The organism is Hymenobacter sp. H14-R3 (assembly GCF_030063445.1).
In the GTDB taxonomy this organism is placed as follows: domain Bacteria; phylum Bacteroidota; class Bacteroidia; order Cytophagales; family Hymenobacteraceae; genus Hymenobacter.
Map to the genome: position 1 here is coordinate 1 of NZ_JASITD010000006.1, position 20,908 is coordinate 20,908.

Annotated in this window: 14 protein-coding genes; 8 read left to right on the plus strand and 6 right to left on the minus strand. The window is 63.9% G+C overall.

The features are described 5' to 3' along the window. Nucleotides 1-357: 357 nt before the first annotated feature. From QMK33_RS07485 to QMK33_RS07495, 3 genes are all read right to left on the minus strand, one after another. A complete protein-coding gene (locus tag QMK33_RS07485) occupies nucleotides 358-960 on the minus strand; it encodes a class I SAM-dependent DNA methyltransferase (RefSeq protein WP_283563952.1) in 603 nt (200 codons plus the stop codon). A gap of 10 nt (nucleotides 961-970) precedes the next feature. After that, complete coding sequence (locus QMK33_RS07490; RefSeq protein ID WP_283563953.1) at nucleotides 971-1,693, minus strand: PIG-L deacetylase family protein; 723 nt, start codon at nucleotides 1,691-1,693, stop codon at nucleotides 971-973. A 320-nt stretch (nucleotides 1,694-2,013) separates the two neighbouring features. Then, nucleotides 2,014-3,234 (minus strand): acyl-CoA dehydrogenase family protein, encoded by a 1,221-nt coding sequence (locus QMK33_RS07495; RefSeq protein ID WP_283563954.1) that lies wholly within the window; start codon nucleotides 3,232-3,234, stop codon nucleotides 2,014-2,016. 231 nt (nucleotides 3,235-3,465) lie between these two features. On the opposite strand from QMK33_RS07495, the gene purH reads away from it, so the two are divergent. The 7 genes from purH to QMK33_RS07530 all read left to right on the plus strand — a co-directional run bounded on the left by purH (nucleotide 3,466) and on the right by QMK33_RS07530 (nucleotide 16,822). After that, entirely contained in the window at nucleotides 3,466-5,010 is a 1,545-nt protein-coding gene (gene purH / locus QMK33_RS07500; protein ID WP_283563955.1) for a bifunctional phosphoribosylaminoimidazolecarboxamide formyltransferase/IMP cyclohydrolase, read from the plus strand. Between the two features lie 97 nt (nucleotides 5,011-5,107). Continuing rightward, on the plus strand, nucleotides 5,108-6,700 hold the full coding sequence (locus QMK33_RS07505; protein ID WP_283563956.1) for a Na+/H+ antiporter: 1,593 nt from the start codon (nucleotides 5,108-5,110) through the stop codon (nucleotides 6,698-6,700). A gap of 135 nt (nucleotides 6,701-6,835) precedes the next feature. Continuing rightward, nucleotides 6,836-7,861: a rod shape-determining protein gene (locus QMK33_RS07510; protein ID WP_283563957.1), complete on the plus strand. Its 1,026-nt coding sequence runs from the start codon at nucleotides 6,836-6,838 to the stop codon at nucleotides 7,859-7,861. 169 nt (nucleotides 7,862-8,030) lie between these two features. After that, complete coding sequence (gene mreC, locus QMK33_RS07515; RefSeq protein ID WP_283563958.1) at nucleotides 8,031-9,071, plus strand: rod shape-determining protein MreC; 1,041 nt, start codon at nucleotides 8,031-8,033, stop codon at nucleotides 9,069-9,071. A gap of 11 nt (nucleotides 9,072-9,082) precedes the next feature. After that, nucleotides 9,083-9,595, plus strand: a complete 513-nt coding sequence (locus tag QMK33_RS07520; RefSeq protein ID WP_283564109.1) for a hypothetical protein — start codon at nucleotides 9,083-9,085, stop codon at nucleotides 9,593-9,595. A gap of 263 nt (nucleotides 9,596-9,858) precedes the next feature. Next, nucleotides 9,859-16,029, plus strand: a complete 6,171-nt coding sequence (locus tag QMK33_RS07525) for an alpha-2-macroglobulin family protein (RefSeq protein WP_283563959.1) — start codon at nucleotides 9,859-9,861, stop codon at nucleotides 16,027-16,029. A 139-nt stretch (nucleotides 16,030-16,168) separates the two neighbouring features. Beyond that, nucleotides 16,169-16,822 (plus strand): hypothetical protein, encoded by a 654-nt coding sequence (locus QMK33_RS07530; RefSeq protein WP_283563960.1) that lies wholly within the window; start codon nucleotides 16,169-16,171, stop codon nucleotides 16,820-16,822. A 365-nt stretch (nucleotides 16,823-17,187) separates the two neighbouring features. Here the strand turns inward: QMK33_RS07530 and QMK33_RS07535 are convergent, their stop codons facing one another. The 3 genes from QMK33_RS07535 to QMK33_RS07545 form a co-directional block, all read right to left on the minus strand. Continuing rightward, nucleotides 17,188-17,901 (minus strand): glycosyl hydrolase family 28 protein, encoded by a 714-nt coding sequence (locus tag QMK33_RS07535; RefSeq protein WP_283563961.1) that lies wholly within the window; start codon nucleotides 17,899-17,901, stop codon nucleotides 17,188-17,190. Between the two features lie 422 nt (nucleotides 17,902-18,323). Further along, nucleotides 18,324-18,647: a 2Fe-2S iron-sulfur cluster-binding protein gene (locus QMK33_RS07540; RefSeq protein ID WP_283563962.1), complete on the minus strand. Its 324-nt coding sequence runs from the start codon at nucleotides 18,645-18,647 to the stop codon at nucleotides 18,324-18,326. Between the two features lie 80 nt (nucleotides 18,648-18,727). Continuing rightward, on the minus strand, nucleotides 18,728-19,744 hold the full coding sequence (locus tag QMK33_RS07545; RefSeq protein WP_283563963.1) for an NAD(P)/FAD-dependent oxidoreductase: 1,017 nt from the start codon (nucleotides 19,742-19,744) through the stop codon (nucleotides 18,728-18,730). A 210-nt stretch (nucleotides 19,745-19,954) separates the two neighbouring features. On the opposite strand from QMK33_RS07545, the gene QMK33_RS07550 reads away from it, so the two are divergent. Next, nucleotides 19,955-20,818 (plus strand): DNA/RNA non-specific endonuclease, encoded by an 864-nt coding sequence (locus QMK33_RS07550; protein ID WP_283563964.1) that lies wholly within the window; start codon nucleotides 19,955-19,957, stop codon nucleotides 20,816-20,818. Nucleotides 20,819-20,908: the final 90 nt, after the last annotated feature.

Below are 20,908 nucleotides of genomic sequence, written 5' to 3' on the forward strand. Positions count from 1 at the left end.
TCCGAACTGGTTTGCAGGGCCCGCCGGATGGCCGGCGTGGTGCGGGCGCTTGCGTGAAGTACTTGTTCCATAATTTTGCCTGACAGTCGCGGGTTAAAGGTACGCCATGACTCTCTGGGACCATACATGTAAGGAATAAGCCGGGCCCGGCCGGCTTTGTGCGGCTACTGGCAGCGCAAGCAACCCAGCGCAAACACCTAACAGTAGAGAATGACCTAGCATAGTGCAGAACTGATAGGAGTGAAGTAGAAACCGCTGGCAGACCGTAAGCTATGGCAAATTTCCAATTGGCGCGTGGGGTAATCCGAGCTTGTGCCCGCCAGCAAACGGTATCAAGCAAGAATCCTTCGCTTAGCGTCACAAAGCCGGAGCCTCGAATAAATCGAGGCGGTACTTGTCGGCGCGGTGGCCGTGCAGGTGTTTTATAACGCCTTCTTCGCGAGCTTTTTGCAGGAAAAACTCGTGCACCTCGTCGCCCGTCTGCGGGTAGTCGGGCACTACCGGCGTCCAGTGCACCAGCAGCAGCTGGGCGCCGGGGGCCATTGCTCCTAGCAGTAGGTCGGCGGCACGGGCCAGGTCGGCGGGCGACCAGTAGTAGCCCACCTCCGAAAGCAGGATGAGGTCAAATTGCCCTTCGGGGAACTCATCGGGTACCTGGAGCTTACGTAGCTCAACCTGGGGCAGGCTGGCGCAGCGCTGCCGGGCCTGGGCCAGGGCGGCCTCGCTCACATCTACGCTCAGCAGGTGACCGCAGCGGAGTGCCAACTGCGCTGTGAGCACCCCAATGGAACTGCCGATTTCGAAGGCCCGCTCGTAGTGCGGCCGGGTGAGGGCGGCCAGGGTATCGGTGTATTTCTGGCGCTCGTAGGGGCTGCTGGCGAAGGCCCAGGGGTCGGTATTGGCCCGGTACACATCGTCGAAGTAATTGGGGCCTAGGGTATTGGGTTGGTCGGTGTTCATGGGCGTTGGCTCAGGCTTCAATAAAGACCTCGGTGGGCTGGGCAAAGTGGGCCAGCATGGTTTCGGACAGCAAAAAGCCGCTGGGGTCGTCGGTGATGGTGCCGGGCGCTAGCTGCGAGCGGTGGGCCGCAATGGCGCGCTGCTTCTGGGGCAGCACCGCGGTAATGTCCAGCCGGAAGCCCGTGCCCTCGCCGGGCTGGGGCAGGTCGGCGGGGGCAGCGCGCTCCCAGGCCCACACCACGTACTCAAGGCGGCGCGGGGGCTGGAGCAGCTGGGCCAGGGCCGCGGCCGTGAGCTGGCTGCTGGCTCGGTGGTCGGGGTGAGGGTCGCGCCGCCAGGGCGTAAGCACGGTAGTGGCTTGCTGCTCAGTGATAAAGCTGGCTAGCTGCGCGGCGGCATCCTCAAAGGCCAGGCCAGCGCTGGGCACCTGGCTATCGGGCAATCCTAGGTACAGTACCTGGGTTTCATCAGCCCCCAGCACGGCCAGGGCGTGGCGCAGCTCGGCGTAGCGCAGTTCGCGGCGGGCCGGGGCCGAAAAGTCCTGCGAGTGCGGGTGCGACATAGTGCCATCGCTCACCAGCACCGCGGCTACCGGCTGGCCCGCCTGCCGCAGCAGCGCCAGCAGCCCGCCGCAGCCCAGGGCCTCATCATCGGGGTGCGGAATGACGATAACGGTGCGGCCCAGCGTGGCCGCGTAGCTGGCGGGACGCAGCGGGTAAGAATCAAAAGGCAAAGCAGTCATTATCAAGGTGTAGTGCTCGCGCAGAAGTCTGTTTTTTAGCCCCAGCGGGGTCGTGCCCGTCAGGGCCATATGTTACTAATACCCACCTGCTTAAGAGGACAACCCAGCCCCAGCGGGGTCGTACCCGGCAGGGCTACACCCTGATGCATCGGGCCCGCATGTCGCCCCGCTGGGGCTTTAGCTCTGCTTAACAGGGTTTTACTAGTAATATGTATGTTGCCCTGCTGGGTACGACCCCGCTGGGGCTAAAAAAATATTTACGTAAGTATTAATGTAAATAACTGTAAATGAACCAGTTATTCTAAAATTGCTTAATTAAAAAGCTGATAGGCAGGTAGGTCCGAATCCAGGGCAAAGCGCCCGACATCGGCCAAGGCACCGTCGGGGGCAGGCTGGCGCAGGTAGTGCGTGAGGTCGCGGTGCAGGCGCTCAAACGGCTCGGGCTGGAGCAGGCCGCGCGCGCCCACGCAGCGCTCGGCCAGGCGCAGGGTTTGCAGGCAAATGTCCTCCGTGGTGCCGCGGAAGGCGTTGACGTACGCCGTAAGGGCGGCCAGCCGGGCCGGGGGCAGCGGGTCGGCGGCGGTGGTGGGCAGGGCGGCGTGCTCGGCCGCGCCGCGCAGCCAGCGCTGGCCGGTTTCGTGCAGGGCGAGCAGCTCGCCCAGGCGCTGGCGCTGGTAGGGGTCGTCGGTGCGGCCGAGGCGGCGCAGGAAGCGGCGGGTTTCGTCGAGCACGGCGGCGGCCCCGCCCAGCTGCACGGCCGCAAAGCGCGCCGCCCCGCCCCCAAACCACGGGGCGCGGTAGTAGTCGTTGGGCTGGCCCACCAGGTTATCGGGGCCAATTTCGAGGCCCGTAAAATCGGCGCGGAAGCTGGCCGTGGCCCGCATGCCCAGGGGCCGCCAAAAGCTGCGGTCGAGCTGGGGGGGCTGCTGGTCGGCGCGCAGCAGCACCAGCTGCCAGCCTTGGTTATCGGGCAGCGCGCCCGTGAGCACGGGCCGGGTAATGTGGCCCGAGCCCGACGCAAACGTTTTGGCCCCGCGCAGGCGGTAGTGGCCCGGCACCATGGGCCGCATTTCCAGGTGCACGCCCTCGGCGGGGTTCTCGGTGTTCCACACGCCAAACACATGGCCCGCGCGGGCATCGGCGGCGGCGCGGGCCAGCTGCGCGGTGCTGCCAAAGCAACGTATTAGTAATAAGGCGTTTACGTGGCCTTCCCAGAGGCGGCCCACCGCCAGGTTGCCCCGCCCCACGTGGTAGAGGGCTTGCAGCAGGGGCAGCGCCGTACTGGGCTCACCGAGGCTCACGCCGCCCAGCGTACTGGGCAGGGCCGCCGTAAGCAGGCCGGCCTCATGCAGCCAAGTCATTTCCTGGGCGGGGAAGCCGCCGATTTTGTCGGTGCTGGCGGCCTGGGCCAGCAGGCGTGGGGCCAGGCTGGCCGCCGCCGCCACCATAGCCGCGGGCGTGTTGGGAGGGAGCGGAGTGGCCTTGGGAGGCGAGAAAGCGGTAGGTGGGCTGGCGGTAGGAATATCGAGCATTGGGGGGCGCGTGCGTGAGCAGACGGTTAGGTTATTCCTAACTCCAAACAGGGGCCGGGAGTTGCCAGCGGGCCCAGCAGCAGGTTTTCGACTTTTTCTGAAAAAGCCCGACAGCCCCCAGATGGCCGGGCCTACCTTTGCAGCGCTAAACCCTTACCGCGGTTGGCCGGGTAGGGGGGAGGCAGTTTTTGCGCTCCGCACAGCATTTTACCCCCCAAACTTTCCCTGCCAATGTCCGCCGCTCGCCCCATTCGCGCCGCCCTGCTTTCCGTGTACCACAAGGACCGGCTGGCCCCGCTCGTTGCCACCTTGCGCCGCCTCGGCGTTACGCTCTACTCCACGGGCGGCACCCAGAAATTTCTCGAAGAGCAAGGTGCTGAAGTAGTTGCCGTAGAAGACCTGACCGGCTTCCCGGAGGTATTTGGCGGCCGCGTGAAAACGCTGCACCCCAAGGTGTTCGGGGGCATCCTGCACCGCCGCCACGAAGCCGGCGACCTGGCCCAGGCCGCGCAGCACGGCATTCCGCCCATCGACCTGGTAGTGGTCGATTTGTATCCTTTCGAGGAAACCGTAGCCAGCAGCGCGCCCGAGGCCGACGTGATTGAGAAAATCGACATCGGCGGCATTGCCCTGCTGCGCGCCGCCGCCAAAAACTACCGCGACGTGTTGGTTGTCAGCTCGCGCGACCAGTACGAGGCCGTGGCCCAGCTGCTGGAAGCCACCAACGGTAGCCCCAGCCTCGACGACCGCCGCCACTACGCCGCCGCCGCCTTTGCCGCCACCAGCCACTACGATACCGAGATTTTTAAGTACGTGAGCCAGGGCACCAGCTTAGCAGCGGGCGCTGAGCAAGCAACTGATAACCAGCCGACTATCACCCCCCTGCGCTACGGCGAAAACCCGCACCAGGCCGGCGCTTTCCACGGTGACCTCGCGGCGCTGTTTGACCAGCTGCACGGCAAGCAGCTGAGCTACAACAACCTGGTGGATGTGGATGCCGCCGTGCAGCTCATGCGCGAGTTTGCGGGCGGGCCGCCCGCCGTGGCCATCCTCAAGCATACCAACGCCTGCGGCGTGGCCCAGGCCGAAAACCTGCACGCCGCCTACGTCAACGCGCTGGCCTGCGACCCGGTATCGGCCTTCGGGGGCGTTATCATTGTGAACCAGGAAGTAGACCTGGCCACCGCCCAGGAGCTTAACAAACTGTTCTTCGAGGTGCTCATCGCGCCTTCGTTTGCGGCTGAGGCGCTGCCCGTGCTGCAAAGCAAAAAGAACCGCATCCTGCTGTTGCAGAAGCCGGTAGAGTTTCCAAAGAAGCAGATTAAAACCTTGCTCAACGGCATTATCGAGCAGGATGCCGACCTGCAAATAGAGACGGCCCCCGACTTCCGCACCGTCACGACCTCCGCACCCTCGGCCGACGAGGTGGCCGCCCTGGAGTTTGCCAACAAAATTTGCAAGCACACCAAGAGCAACACCATTGTGCTGGCCCGCCCCGGCCAGCTGCTGGCCTCGGGCGTGGGCCAGACCTCGCGCGTCGATGCCCTGCGCCAGGCCATTGAGAAGGCCGCCAGCTTCGGCTTTGACCTGAAGGGTGCCGTGATGGCCTCCGACGCGTTTTTCCCTTTCCCCGACTGCGTGGAAATCGCCGCCGCCGCCGGCGTGCGCGCCGTGGTGCAGCCCGGCGGCTCCATCAAAGACCAGGACAGTATTGACGCCTGCAACCGCCTTGGTATGGCCATGGTGCTGACGGGCGTACGCCACTTCAAGCACTAAGCACGTATAAGAGCCTTCCGTCTGTCCTTGCGAGCGCAACGCAGTGGAGCGCGGCAAGGACAGACGATTTTGATAATTCCGTCCTCCCTCCTAGCTTATGCATGAAGTTGAACTCCTGGTAATCTTACTGGCCGTAACTACGGCGCTGGCCGAGGTGGCCAATCGGATGAATATTCCCTACCCGGTGGTGCTGGTGCTGGCGGGGCTGGGGCTGAGCCTGCTACCGGGCCTGCCGCCGGTATCGCTGGCCCCTAACCTGGTATTCTTTGTGTTTCTGCCGCCGCTGCTGTTTGCGTCGGCCTGGCAGCTGTCGTGGTCGGCTTTTCGGGCCGAGCTGCGGCCTATTTCCATGCTGGCTATCGGCTGCGTGCTGTTTTCGCTGGTGTTTATAGCCGCCGTAACGCACTACTTGTTGCCGGGCTTTGGCTGGGGGTCAGCTTTCGTGCTGGCGGCCATCATTTCGCCCACCGATGCCGTGTCGGCGGCCGTGGCTACCAAGGGGCTGCCCATTTCGCGGCGCATCATCTCCATTCTGGAAGGCGAAAGCCTGGTGAACGATGCCACCGGCCTCATTGCTTACCGCTACGCGGTGGCGGCGGTGGTTACGGGGCAGTTTGCGCTGGGGGCGGCGGCGGGGCAGCTGGTGCTGGTGGCAGGCGTGGGCATAGTGGTGGGGCTGGTGGTGGGCTTCGTGTTTTACGTAGTGCACCGCCTCTCGCGCACCAGCGTTACCGTCGATACCAGCCTGAGCCTGCTCACGCCCTACGCCGCCTACCTGGTAGCCGAAACGGCTCATGGCTCGGGGGTACTGGCCGTAGTGGTGTCGGCGCTGTTTGTGAGCCAGTACACGGCGCGCATTTTCAACCACGAAGGCCGGTTGCAGGTGCTGGCCGTGTGGGATTCGCTTACGTTTTTGCTTAATGGCCTGGTATTCATATTGATAGGCTTGCAGCTACCGGCTGTTCTGGATGGTGTGGCCCCCGACCTGCGCTGGCCGATGCTGGGCTACGGCCTGCTGGTGAGCGTGGCCATCATTGGGGCCCGCATGCTGTGGGCATATCCGACCACCTACCTGACGCGCCTGCTGGGGCGGTTCAGCGATTCCATTCAGCCGGGCCTGTCGGTGAAGGAGGTGACGCTCGTGAGTTGGGGCGGTATGCGCGGGGTGCTTTCGTTGGCCGCCGCGCTGGCCCTGCCGCTCACGCTGCCCTCGGGCGCAGCCTTTCCGCAGCGCAACCCTATTCTGCTGCTCACTTTTATCGTCATTCTGGTGTCGCTGCTGGTGCAGGGGCTCACGCTGCGGCCCCTCATCGGCTGGCTGGGCCTAGAGCCCGACACCCAGGCCGAGCGCGAGGAGCAGGAGGTGCGCATCAGCATGGCCCACCGCACCGTGGAGTACTTGAGCAGCCCCGAAGCTGCTGGCCAGGCCCCACCCGAAATTATGGCCCGTATGCAGCACCGCTACGCCCAGCGCCTAGAGCGCCTGCGCCTGCGCACCAACAGCCCCGAAGACGTGCAGCCCGCTACCCTCACCCCCTTTCAGCAGCTGCAAGAAGTGCTCATTCACTTCGAACGCGGCGTGCTCGACAACATGCGCAAGGAACGGCACATCAGCGAAGAAGTACTACGCAAGCTCGAAAACGAGTTAGACTTGGAAGAAGGCCGGCTGGCCCTTGATAAGGCGCAGTGAGTTGGTGAATGGGCAAATCACTCCTTCACCAACTCACTCCTTCACCACTTCACCAACCGCCCCGTTACTGCCACGGCGTTCTATTGTACCTTTGTTTATTACTACCAGCCTTCTATTACGCGCTGAGCTATCTAAATGGGTTTCTTCAATTTTCTAACCAGCGACATTGCCATTGACCTGGGCACTGCCAATACGCTAATCATTCACAATGACAAGATTGTGGTGGACGAGCCCAGCATTATTGCCAAGGACCGCACCACCAATAAAGTCATCGCGGTGGGCACCAAGGCCCAGCAGATGCACGAGAAAACGCACGATAATATCAAGACTATCCGCCCGCTCAAGGACGGCGTTATCGCCGACTTCCACGCGGCCGAGGAAATGATAAAGGGCCTCATCCGGCTCATTGATACCCGCAACCGGCTGTTTCAGCCCTCGCACCGCATGGTTATCTGCATTCCGAGCGGCATTACGGAGGTGGAGAAACGCGCCGTGCGCGACTCGGCCGAGCACGCCGGGGCCAAGGAAGTCTGGATGATTCAGGAGCCCATGGCCGCTGCCATCGGCATCGGCATTGACGTGGAGCAGCCCGTGGGCTCAATGATTATCGACATTGGGGGCGGCACCACCGAAATCGCGGTTATCGCGCTTTCGGGCATCGTGTGCGACCAGTCGATTAAAACGGCCGGCGACGTGTTTAATCAGGACATTCTGGACTACATGCGCCGGCAGCACAACCTGCTCATCGGCGAGCGCTCGGCCGAGCGCATCAAAATAGAAGTGGGTGCCGCCCTCACCGAGCTCGACGTAACGCCCCCCGACTACGAGGTGCGCGGCCGCGACCTGATGACGGGCATCCCGAAGGTGATTAAGGTCACGTCCTCCGAAATTGCCATTGCCCTCGATAAGTCGGTGGCCAAGATTGAGGAAGCCGTGCTGAAGGCGCTGGAAATCAGCCCGCCCGAGCTGTCGGCCGACATCTACGAAAATGGCATTCATCTCACCGGCGGCGGCGCGCTTCTGCGCGGCCTCGACAAGCGCCTGGCCGCCAAAACCAAGCTGCCCATCCACATTGCCGAAGACCCCCTGCGCGCCGTGGTGCGCGGCACCGGCAAGGCCATCAAAGACATTCAGGCCTACCGGGGCGTGCTGCTAACTTAATTAGCCAGGTAGTTCAACGGCCAATTCGTTTGTCATTGCGAGGAGGAGCGACGAAGCAATCTTTCCTTAACGTTTGCACTACCCAAGCGGCGCAAACAGAAGGAAAGATTGCTTCGTCGCTCCTCCTCGCAATGACAAACGAGTTTAAGACTTTCACGCTTAGTTTCTTATGCGTAACCTCGTTGCTTTTTTGCTGCGCTTCCAGGGGGTGATGCTCTTTGTGCTGCTGGAAGTGGCGAGTTTGTTTTTGTTCGTGACCAATAGCTCGTACCAGCGGGCGGCGTTTTTCAACTCGGCCAACGCCTACGCGGGCGTAGTACTGGAACGCCGCACGCAAGTGGCTGATTACTTTAGACTTGACGAGCTAAACCACCAGCTGCTGGTGGATAACTCGCGGCTGCGCCAGCAGCTGTACCCGCCCGATTTTACCCACCGCGAGGCCGACTCGCTGCCCGTGGGCCGCGATACGCTGGGCCACGTCATCTACCGCCACCTGCGGCCCGACCCCAGCCAGGCCCTGCCTACCACCGGCCTGCCCCAGCCGCTGCCTAAAACCAAGCTGCCCAAGGTGTTGGCCCGCCCCGATACGCTGCTGCTGGCCGGCGTGCGGGTAGCCACCCGCGATGCGGCCTACCCGCTCATTCCGGCCCGGGTAATCAACAATTCGCTGCGGGCCGTGGATAACTACCTGACCCTGAACGTAGGCGCGGCCGACGGCGTGCAGCCCGGCCTGGGCGTGATGAGCGCCGGCGGCGTAGTGGGGCAGGTAAAATCGGTGAGCGCGCACTACGCTACGGTATTCTCCATCCTGCATTCCAAAATGGCGATAGCGGCCAAAATAAAGCGCGACGGTACCTTTGGCAGCGTGAAATGGCCCGGTGAAGATTATAGCCACGCGCTGCTCGACTACATTCCGCGCCAGAACCGCCTGGCGGTGGGCGACTCGGTGGTGACGTCGGGCTACAATGCCGTGTTTCCGGAGGGCGTGTTTGTGGGCACCGTGGAGTCGTTTGTGAAGGAGCCGGACAAAAATTTCTGGACCGTGCGCCTGAAGCTGGGCGCCGATTTTAGCCGCCTCACCTACGTGTACGTGGTGCACAACCGGCCCCGTAGCGAGCGCGACTCGCTCGAAACCGCCGCCACAGCCCCCGAGCCCCTGCCCGCCAAGCCGGTGAAGCCGCTCGTTAAACCCACCCACGTTCCGCGATGAGTGTGCTGGCAATGCTTGTGCGGCAGTTGCTGCGGTTTGGTATCTACGCCGGGGTGCAGGTATTCATTGTGGGGCAGCTCTCGCTGTTTGGGCTGGGCTGGTGCTTTCTGTACCTGGGCTTTATCCTGTTTTTACCGTTGAGCACGCCCATTGCCTTGCAGCTGCTGCTGGGCTTTGCCATGGGTCTTTCGATGGATATTAGCTACGACACGGGCGGGCTGCACGCCGCCGCCGCCGTGCTACTGGCCTACCTGCGCCCCTGGGTGCTGCGCCTGCTCACCCCGCGCGACGGCTACGACACCCAGGACACCGTGAACGTGCACCAGATGGGCTGGCAGTGGTTTTCGGTGTACCTGCTGCTGCTGGTGAGCGTGCACCACGTGGTGTATTTTTTCCTGGAGCTGGGCTCCTTTCAGTACCCGCTGCGCACGCTGGGCCGGGTGGGCGTCAGCATCCTGTTTACCAGCGTGGCCCTGCTGATAGTGCAGTTGCTGTTTTACCCGGTGCGCCGCGGGCGGAGCTAGGTACCGGGCAGCCCCACCCCCGGCCCCTCCCCTGCGGGGGAGGGGAGCCAGACGTAATTAATAATGAGTACGGGACAGTGAGCAATCGTTCATTGATAAATGCTCATTTAATAATCGAATTTTGGCTCCCCTCCCCCGCAGGGGAGGGGCCGGGGGTGGGGCTGCAAAATGTGCAATTGGCACAGTTCCGGCATCTTTGGGGCATCAACCTTGGCCGACCGGCCTGCCCCATGCGCTACTTACTGCTTTGCTGCTGCCTGCTGATGACTGCTTTACTTGCCGACTCGGCCGCCCCTGGCCCCCACACGCCCTTTGCGGCTCAGTGGAAAAAGATTGACGCGCTGCTTCAGCAGGAGCAGACGGCCACTGCTGCCCCGCTGGTAGAGAAAATCTATCAGCAGGCCCGCCGCGAAAACAACGCCCCGGACTACGTGCGGGCGCTGCTCTACAAGATTCGCCTGCTTGATAACAAGGAGAACGATGCCGACGAAAAAGGTATTACCTTGTTGGAGAGCGACTTGAATACGGCGCAGTTTCCGGCGCGGCCCATTTTGCACTCGTTGCTAGGGGGCTTATACACCGCTTATTACAACCAGCACCGCTACCAGCTGTACCAGCGCACCAGCGGGGCCGCCCCCACCACCGACGCGGCCACGCCCGGCGCGGCCGACGGCGGCACCAGCCTCGCCACCTGGGATGCGGGCCGGCTCGGCGTGGCCATCGTGCGCCACTACTACCAGTCGGTCGAAGACGAGCCGCAGCGCCAGCTCAAAACCACCCTGGCCGACCTCGGCGACCTGGCCACCGGCGGCGATGCCGAGGGCCGCGCCCTGCGCCCCACCCTCTACGACCTGCTGGCCCAGCGCGCCATTGCCGGCCTCCAAAACCAGGAGCTCTACATTACCCGGCCCGAGCAGCAGTGGCAACCCACTGAGCCGCAGCTTTTTGGGAGTGCCCAGGAATTTGCTGCGCTGCGCCTGCTGGCCCCGGATGCCGACTCGCTCAATGGCCAGCTGCACGTGCTGCACCTGTTGCAGCGCCTCACGGCCTCACGCCAGCAGCTGGCTCCGCAAAACCTGGCGGCCCTGGCCAATGTGGATTTGCAACGCATTGACTACCTGCGCGGTATTACCCAAGATACTGACCTGGCCGACCAGTACGACTCCGCCCTGGCTCGCCTGGCCGCCACGTACCAGGCCTTGCCCATCAGCGCCGAGTTTGTGGCCCGCCGCGCCGAGGCCCGGCGCGCCGCCGACCCCGTGGCTGCCGTGGCCCTGACGCGGGAGGCCGAAGCCCGGTTTCCAAAGTCGCGCGGGGCGGCGCGGGCCCGGCAGCTGCGCGCCGAGATTGAGCGGCCCGAGCTGGCGTTTTCGGCCGCCGCCATCGTGGTGCCCGGCCAGCCCTGGCGCCTCAGCCTCACGGCCCGCAACGTAACCGCGCTGCACGCCTCGGCCTACCGCATCACGCTGAAGGAGTGGGAACAGGGCTCCGGCTACGACCCGCAAGGCCGGCCCTTTGCCAAGCGCTACGCCCGCGCCCTGCGCGCCGCGCCGGCCGCCAGCTGGCCGGTAGTGGTGCCCACCCAGCCTCTCAACTACCTGGAGCAGAAGCTAGTGGCCGCCGGCGCGGCGCTGCCCGTGGGCTACTACGTGGTGGTTATCAGCAGCCAGGCCACCGACCCCACCGCGCCCCAGGCCGGGGCCGTAACGAGCTACGCCCTGCTGGGAGCCAGCGGGCTGAGCGTGGTGCACCGCCCCAAGGCCACCACCGGGGCCACCGCCCTGCTGCTGCTGGACCGCCAAAGCGGCGCGCCGCTGGCCGGGGTGAACAACCAGGCCGCGTTCAACGTGTACAACCGCGAAAAATCGCGCGATGATAAGCGCCTGAGTGCCGTGCTGCCCACCAACACGATGGGCGAAGCCGAACTGCCGGCCCCCCTCAGCAACAGCGCGTCGTTTGGGCGCGAGCAGCTGCAAAGCGTGCGCTCGTGGCGGGGCCGCGACACGCTGCTGACCCTGCTCAACGGCTCCTACTACCCCAGCTACGAAGAGGTGGACCGGCCGCAGCAACGCACCTTCCTGTTCACCGACCGCGCCATCTACCGGCCGGGGCAAACGGTTTATTTTAAGGGAATTACGACCGAAAGCCGGGCGGCCAAAAGCCAGCTGCTCACCGGCCAGCTGGTGAGCGTGCGCCTGATTGATGTGAACGGCCAAACCGTGCAAACGCTGCCCTTCACCACCTCCGATTTCGGGAGTTTCCACGGCTCGCTGGTGCTGCCCACCGGCCTGCTCAATGGCCAGATGCGGCTGCAAACCGACCACGGCAGCCTCAGCTTCGCGGTGGAGGATTACAAGCGGCCCACCTTCCTGGTGGCGCTCGACTCGGTGCCCGGCCGGCCGCAGCTGGGCCAGCCGCTGACCCTGAGCGGCCACGCCCGCGCCTATGCCGGCCAGGCCACCGATGGGGCCAAGGTGAGCTACCGCATCACGCGCCGCGAGCTGTGGGCGCTGTTTGACTACGACCTGGGCGGCCGAAGCCGCATTTCGCGGCCCGGCCCGCGTGGGGGCAACCAGGAAATCGCCCACGGCACCACCACCACCGACGCCGAGGGCCGCTTCGCTATCACCTTCACGCCGCCGCTGGCCCCCCGGCAGCCGGGCCGCCGCGGCTGGGAGCCGGGCTACCTCTTTGAAATAACCGCCGACGTGACCGACGCGGCCGGCGAAACCCGCACTGGCACCCGCAACGTGGCCATCGGCCACAACCCGCTCAGCCTGCGCCTCACCGGCCCCGATAAGGTTGATAAGGCCGCCCTGCCTGCTTTCACGCTGCTGAGCACCAACGCGACCGGCGAGCCCTTGCCGGCTGCCGGAGTATTACGCTTATTAGCAGTTAGTTATAAAAAAGGTCCGGTTGGTATACCCGGCCCCGCGCCCGAAACCGCCGACAACGAAGCGCCCGCCGAACTGGTCAAAACCCTGGCTTTCGACACCAAAGCCGGCCCCGCGCTCGCCCTGAGCGCCGCCCTGGCCGCGCTGCCCACCGGCCGCTACCGCCTCGAAGCCCAGGCCACCGGCCGCGATTCGGCGCGGGCCAGCCTCGACTTCACGCTCTACGACGCGCGGGCGGCCACCGTGCCCTACGCCACGCCCGACTGGTTTGTGGCCCTCACCGACTCGGTGGCCCCCGGCCAGCCCGCCAGCATTTTGCTGGGCAGCAGCGAGGCCGATGCCCGCATTCTGCTCGAAGTGGAGCGCGGCGGCCAGCTGCTGCGCCACGAGTGGCTCACGCTGAAAGCCGGCGAGCAGCGCCGCCTGGCCCTGGAAAGTGGCCCCGCCGCGGCCCGCGGCCCGCTCTACGTGCACACCACGCAGGTGCGTGCTAATCAGCTGTATCGCCACGATGCCACTGTGCAGGTAGTCGAAAAGCCCCAGCCGCTCGCGCTGGCCATCAGCACCTTCCGCGATAAGCTGGCCCCCGGCCAACAGGAAACCTGGCGCGTCACTATCCGCCAGGCCAACGGCAAGCCTGCCGCGGCCGAGCTGCTGGCTACGCTCTACGACCAGAGCCTGGACGTATTCCGGCCCCACAGCTTTACGGGACTGGATTTCGGCGGTAATTACTACCCGGCCCGGTTTGGCTGGCAGGGCGAGTTTGGGGAGTTGAATTCGGAAGTGCTGGGTCAGCTTGCTGGTTCAGAGAATGAATTGAGTGTAGAATATCCCCAATTAAAAAACTGGTACACAGAATATAAAGCTCAGCGAGGCGGCGGTTTGGATGGGGTGCGAATGAGAGGCATGGCCATTGGCGGTAGCCCAAAAGTAATGATTCGCGGAGTGGCTGCTCCGGCCCCCATGGCCGCAGCAACCAAGTTTAAAATGCAGGAAAGCGTAGCCGCAGATGGGCGCGCAGACACTGCCAGCGCGCCGGCGCAGCCGGGTAGTGCCCCCGACCTCACCGCGGTGCCCACCCGCACCGACTTCCGCGAAACCGCTTTCTGGCAGCCCGCCCTGCGCACCGACGCAACCGGCGATATTGTGCTCGAATTTCAGATGCCCGAGGCCGTAACACGCTGGCAGCTGCTGGCCCTGGCCCACGACCAAAACCTGCGCACCGGCCAGCTCGCCCGCCAGCTCGTGACGCAGAAGGAAATCCAGATAACGCCCAACGCCCCGCGCTTCCTGCGGCCCGGCGACACGTTCACGTTCCCCGCCAAGTTCTCCAACCTCACCGACTACGCCGTCAGCGGCACCACGCAGCTCTTTTTGCTCGATGCCGCTACCGGCCAGGATATTACGAGCCAGCTGCTGCGCGGCCCCGCCGAGCAGCCTGTAAGCGCCGCCGCCCACCAAAGCGCCGCCCTGGGCTGGGAGCTGCGCCTACCCACCGACTTCGCGCCCGTCGCCGTTACCTACCGCGTAGTGGCCCAGAGTCAGTCATCAGGTAGCAATCATCAGGTATCGGATAAAAAATCGCGCAGAAAAAGTAATAATCCGGCCCCCCTTACCCACAGGGGAGGGGCTGGGGGTGGGGCTACCACTTTCTCCGACGGTGAGGAAAACACGCTGCCGGTGCTGCCCAATCGCATCCTTATTACCGAGAGCCTGCCGCTGCCCATCGTGGGGCCCGGCACCCGCGCGTTTGAGCTGAAAAAGCTGACCAGCACCAGCTCGCTCACCCGGCGCAACTACGCGCTGACGCTCGAAATGACGGCCAACCCCGCCTGGTACGCCGTGCAGAGCCTGCCCTACCTCATGGAGTACCCCTACGAGTGCTCCGAGCAGGTGTTTAGCCGCCTCTACGCCAACCTGTTGGCCGCCCAGATTCTCAAGGCCAACCCGCGCTTCAAAGCCGTGCTGGCCGAGTGGACGCGCCAGGCCCAGAGCGGTACCGCCGCCCAGCGCAACGCCCTCGAAAGCAAACTAGCTCAAAACCAGGAGCTTAAAAACCTACTCTTGCAGGAAACGCCGTGGGTGCGCGACGCCCAGGGCGAAAATGAGCGCCTGGCCCGCCTCAGCACCCTGTTTGACGAAACCCGCCTGCGCGGCGAAACCGCCCGCGCCCTGGCCAAGCTGCAAGCCATGCAGCAGCCCGGCGGGGCCTTCCCGTGGTTTGCGCAAATGCCCGCCGACCGCTACATCACCCAGCTCATCGTGGTGGGCTTCGGCAAGCTCAAAAAGCTCGGGGCCTTCGACGCCAGCCAGGACGACGCGGCCCGCGATATCCTCCAAAATGCCCTGCGCTACCTCGACGCCGCCCTGGCCAGAGAGTACGCCGACCTGCGCCGGCAAAAGGCCGTGAAGCTGGCCGATAGCCACCTCAGCGACAACGCCATTCAGGCGCTGTACGCCCGTAGCTTCTGGCCCCAGCCGGCCGTAGCGGCCGCCGACCAGCCGGCCGCCGCCTACTACCGCGGCCAGGCCGCCACCTACTGGCCCGGCCAAACGCGCTACCTGCAAGCGCAGCTGGCGCTGGCCCTGTTCCGGGCCGATGCCACGGCCCCGGCCGCCACGGCCATCCTGCGTGCCCTCAGCGAAAATGCCCTCCACAGCCCCGAGTTGGGCATGTATTGGAAGGAAGTGCGCGGCGGCTACTACTGGCGCGAGGCCCGCACCGAAACCCAGGCTACCCTCATCGAAGCCTTCGACGAAGTTAAAAACGACCAGCAAGCGGTGGATGAGATGAAGCTGTGGCTGCTCACCCAGAAGCAAACCCATAACTGGGAAAGCACCCGCGCCACCGCCGATGCCTGCTACGCCCTGCTGCTGCGCGGCACCGACTGGCTGGCCACGCCCGCGCCGCTGCAAGTAACCGTGGGCGGCCAGCCCGTGCAGCCCGAGGCCACCCAGGCCGGTACCGGCTACTACAAAACCAGTTGGCCCGCCGCCGCCATGCAGCCCGCCCAGGGCCGGGTAACCGTCACCAAAACCGATGCCGGCGTGGCCTGGGGCGCGCTCTACTGGCAGTATTTTGAGGATATCGACCAGGTGACGCCCGCCGCCACGCCCCTCAGCCTGGAGCGCCAGCTTTACCGCGAAACCCGCACCGCCGCCGGCCCGCAGCTCGAAAAGATTGATGCCGCCACGCCGCTGCGCGTGGGCGACGCTCTGGTGGTGCGCCTCGTGTTGCGCACCGACCGCGCCCTGGAGTACGTGCACCTCAAAGACCAGCGCGCCGCTGGCCTGGAGCCTATTAGCCCACTCAGCGGCTACCGCTACCAGAACGGGCTGGGCTACTATGAGAGCCCGCGCGACGCGGCCACCAACTTTTTTCTGAGCGCCGTGCCGCGTGGCACCCACGTGTTTGAATACCGGCTGCGGGCCAGCCAGGCCGGCAATTTTTCGGGGGGGCTCAGCCAGGCCCAATGCTTGTATGCGCCCGAGTTTGGGGCCAATTCGGCTGGTTTGCGCCTCACCATTGCCCCGCAGTAGGCGGCCCGCACGGGGCGGGGCAGGAGCTGTTCTTTGGTGTTGCGGGCTGCCCGGCGGGCACGTTTTGCGGGCTGACCGCCTTGTGTAGTCGGGCCGGGCGAGCTATTTTTGTTTTTCTAAATTATCCAGTAAGTTATTGATGAGGAAGCTAATTGTTGTACTAGCCCTGTCGCTGAGTTCGTCGGCGGCCTGGGCCCAAGCCGAGAAAGCCCCAGTCGTTACCAAGCTGCCCGGCGAAGAAAGCCTGAGTAACCGCGAGCGCGCCGAGCGCGATTTCCTGATGCCGGTGCGCCGCAAAAAGGCCGCCGAAACGCCCAAGCCCACCGCCTCGGCCGAGCAGCTATCCAGTGCCTCGCCCGAAACCGACGCCACCGCCCACTACAACGTAGCTGCCCCCGAGCCCCGCGCCGAAGAAGTAGCCGCCCACGAAGCCACCGCCGCCCGCTCGCGCGCCACCCGCCACGCCGCCTGGCTGGCCGCCCGCCGCGAAGAGCGCGCCGACGAAGCTCGCGCTGAGCGCCGCGCCGCCGCCCGCCGCGCCGCCCGCCACACCAGCAACGCCGCCAAGTCGAGCCACAGCAGCAAATCGACCAAAGCCAGCCGCGCCAAGGAAGCCCGCGAAGCCAAGCACCACACCGCCGCCAAAGCCACCACGCACCACAGCAGCAAGAAAGCCGCCACGCACACGGCCAAAAAGACTGCCACCAAAAAAGCCGTCAGCCACACCGCTGCTAAAAAGGTGAAAACCAAGGTAAAAGCGAAAGCCACTACCACCAAGCACAAGCGCCGCTAGCCCCAGGCGCGCCCAACGCAAGAGGCCCGGCAGCAATGCCGGGCCTCTTGCGTTTAGTAAGTTTCCCAAATATCCTCTGTCAGGTGCAACCTCGCTGGGGATGGGCACCAACTTACCCAACTCCTGTTTGGATAGCCCCTATCGGGGTACGTGCGCCGGTCCGCCGGTTGACGGGCGCGCCGCTTGGCCAGTCGGGCCGGCATCGTTCACGCGTCAACCGGTCGGCCAGCTAGCGCCGGCGGACCGGACGCATACTGCTAGCTTAAGAAGCTTACTTGCAGTGCTTTAATGTTTTTGGTGTTGGCCGCCGGAATAGCGGGCTGCGCCGTGGTAGTCACGTTGTCGAAATGCAGGTCGTGCACGGGTCACTCGGGTAGGCCTTGGAAATAGATGGCCGTTTCGGCGCTTTTGTAGGTGATGTTCTTCCGGTAGAACTGCTGGAAACCGGGCACCTTGGTGGCGGTTACGGGCAGGCCGCTGCCGTTCTCCTTACCAGTCGGCACGTCTTCATACGACGCGTTAAAAAGTATAGCTTCATGTAAAGTATTGGCCATTATTACGTTATCGACGTAGATGCCGCGCACCCGGCCGCCGCGGCCGGCGTTGCTTTTCACGCGCCCGCCAATGTCGGTGCCGATGAAGCGGCAGTCGGTGGCCCAGACGTTGCGCATGCTGCCGTCGGCGTTGCCGCCGCTCGATTTTATGCAGCTGCCGCTCACCATGCAGGGGTAAATCACCACGTTATGGCTGGCGCCAATGTTGATGGCGTTGCCATTATGGTCCCAGAAGTCGTTGTGCAACTGCACGTTGCGAATAATGAGGTTGGTGATGCCCTTGGGGTTGATGACGAACAGGGGCGAGTTGCGAGACGTGGGCCCGTCGAGCAGCAGGTTTTGGCTGTTGGTGATAACCACCATTTTGAGGCGCAGGTAGTCGCGGGCCGGCCGGCAGTTAGTCTCGGTGGTATTAGTATTGGCCTTCAGCTTTTTAACCAGCGTCTCGCGGCTGGGCCACCATATTTTGCCGTCGGCGCTCAGCACGCCGCCCGGCCGCCGCGCCGGCCGCAATAGCGATGGCAAAGGCCGTCGTAACCAGCATTTTGCCATCGCCTAGGGCTCTAAAATCCTTGATGGAAACGGTGCGCGCCGGAATCACCGGGTTGGGCACGCTGGGCATGGCGAAGGGCGCGTGCTGGGTATATCAGGCTACATCGTGAGCCGGCGCGGTAGGGCCGGTTCGGGCAAGCGCGGGCGTGGCGGCCAGCAGCAGCAAAAGGGATTTCATGAAAGCCGGTATAAGCAGTTCTGTCAGAAGTACTTGAATCAGTAGTAGGCGGGCCGGCCTGCTGGCGATAACTGCGAAACGCCCGGCGCGGTATTTCGGCGGCCAGCCCCGGGGAAGATGGCCGCCGAAATACCGCGCCGGGCGCGGATAGCGTGGACTCGGCGAGTCCATACGTGGGTTGTTCTACGTGCGGACTCGCCGAGTCCACGTTACCTCATTAAGCCGGGTCGGCCACGCGAATCACCAGCCCATCCAAATTGGGCTGGAGGCGAATCTGGCAGCTGAGGCGGCTGGTTTCGTGCAGCACGGGCAGCGTGTCGAGCATGGCCCACTCGTCGTCGCTGGGCTCAATGAGCGGGGGGCCGGCCAAAATCTCGACGTGGCAGGTGGCGCACAGCGCCATGCCGCCGCACGTAGCCTGAATAGGGTAGTCGTTAGCCTTGAGCAACTCCATGAGGCTCAGGCCCATATCGGTGGGGGCTTCCAGTTCGCGCCGCTGGCCGGGCGCGTCCTCCACGTAAATTCTGATATCGTTTTCCATTTGGTGATTAAGTAAATGGGTAAGTGAGTAGATGAGTAAAGGGCCCGTTTGGCCCTTTACTCATCTACTCACTTACCCATTTACAGCGAAGGTGCCCCGTTTACGGTGGTGTATTTGAGGGTGTATTTTTTGTCGGGGTAGATGTACTTGAACGCGCCCTGGCACATGAGGGCCGCCTCGTGGAAGCCACAAAGAATGAGCTTGAGCTTGCCGGGATACGTGTTGATGTCGCCGATGGCGTACACGCCGGGCAGCGACGTGCTGTAGTCCTCGGTGTTAACCAGCACAGCGTCGTTTTCGAGGCCCAGGCCCCACTCGCCAATGGGCCCCAGCTTGGGCGTGAGGCCAAACAAGGGCACGAAGGCATCGAGCGGCACGGTTTCGGCCTGCCCGTTATTACCCGTGATGGTGACCTCCTGCAAGTGGCCGTTGCCGTGCAGGTGCGTGACGTTGGAGCTGAGCACGAGCTTGATTTTGCCGGCTTCGTGCAGCTTCTGCACTTTCTCGGCCGAGTCGGCCGCACCGCGGAACGTGGTGCCGCGGTGCACGAGCGTTACTTCTGAGGCCACGTTGGCCAGAAAATTGGTCCAATCAAGGGCCGAGTCGCCGCCGCCGGCAATCACGATTTTCTTGCCGCGGAAGTGCTCGGGGTCACGCACCATGTAGTGCACGCCTTTGCCGCCTTCAAAGCGCTCTAAGTTCTCTACGGCCGGCTTGCGGGGCTCAAACGAGCCCAGGCCGCCCGCAATGGCTACTGCTTTGCACTGCACCTCGGTGCCGTCGGTGGTGGTGAGCCGAAACGAGCCATCGTCGAGCTTGGCGAAGCTTTCGACCCGTTCGCCCAGCGTGAAGGTGGGGTGGAAGGGGGCAATCTGCTTCATCAGATTGTCAATCAGGTCGCCGGCCAAAATCTCGGGGTAGCCGGGAATATCGTAAATCGGCTTTTTGGGATAAATCTCGGATAGCTGCCCGCCCGGCTGGGGCAGGGCGTCTACCACGTGGCAGCGCAGCTTCAACAAACCAGCTTCAAAAACGGCGAACAAACCAACCGGGCCAGCCCCGATAATGCAGATATCAGTGGAAATTACAGCAGACATGCAGGCGAAATTGCGTTAGTATTTAGAATGAGTACAAAGGTACGGCCGGCCCGGCGCGGTCGCCAAGGCCGGCTCCCGCAGCGGCTGCGAGCCGCTCAAGAGCCATCAGTATTTAACAAGTACCTGCCCGATAAGATTCTGAAACAAAAGAACTTTGCTGGTTCTTCGTTTACTCCCTTTGCTCCCCTTTCTTTATTGCGTCTTCCCTTGATGAAATTTTTGACTATCCGCTTGGCTGGCAGCGCGTTGCTGCTGGCTTTCATTACCGCCTGCTCTACCACCCAAGACCCCGCCCCCGCCCCCGACGGCAGCACCCGCGATGATAACCTGGCCCTCGGCAACCCCAGCGGGGCCGTGGCCGATGCCACCGGCTCGCCCACTAACTACCTGCTAACCAAGGCTCAATACGCGCTCTCGTATAACCGCGACCAGGGCAAGCCCAACTGGGTGAGCTGGCACCTCAGCAATGCCTGGCTGGGCGCGGCCCCCCGGCAAGACAATTTTGCCGCCGATGACGAGCTGCCCGGCAGCTGGTACCAAGTGAGTAGCAGCAGCTACACCAGCTCGGGCTTCGACCGGGGCCACAACTGCCCCAGCGCCGACCGCACCGGCTCGGCGGCCGACAACACGGCTACCTTCCTCATGACCAACATGATGCCCCAGGCCCCGCAAAATAACCAGCGAACCTGGGCCGGCCTCGAAAACTACTGCCGCAGCCTCGTGGGCGATGGCAATGAGCTCTACCTCATTGCGGGCAGCTACGGCCGGGGCGGCACCGGCAGCAACGGCTACGCCGGCACCCTCGACGGCGGCCGCGTAACCGTGCCCAGCCGCTGCTGGAAAGTGGTAGTGGTGCTGCCCATCGGCACCAACGACGTGGGCCGCATCACGGCCAGCACCCGCGTTATCGCCATCGACACGCCCAACAACGACTCGGTAGACCCCGACTGGGGCGGCTACCGCACCACCGTCAACGCCATCGAAACGGCCACCGGCTACGACTTGCTTTCGGCCGTGTCCACCACTATTCAGCGCAGCATAGAGGCCAGGAAAGATACCGGCCCCACTAATTGAGAGGATAAGCCAAGGGGCTGTTCGTCATGGCGAGCGAAACGCAGTGAAGCGCGCCATGACAAACGACTATTTCTGGTACGACTGCCGCGC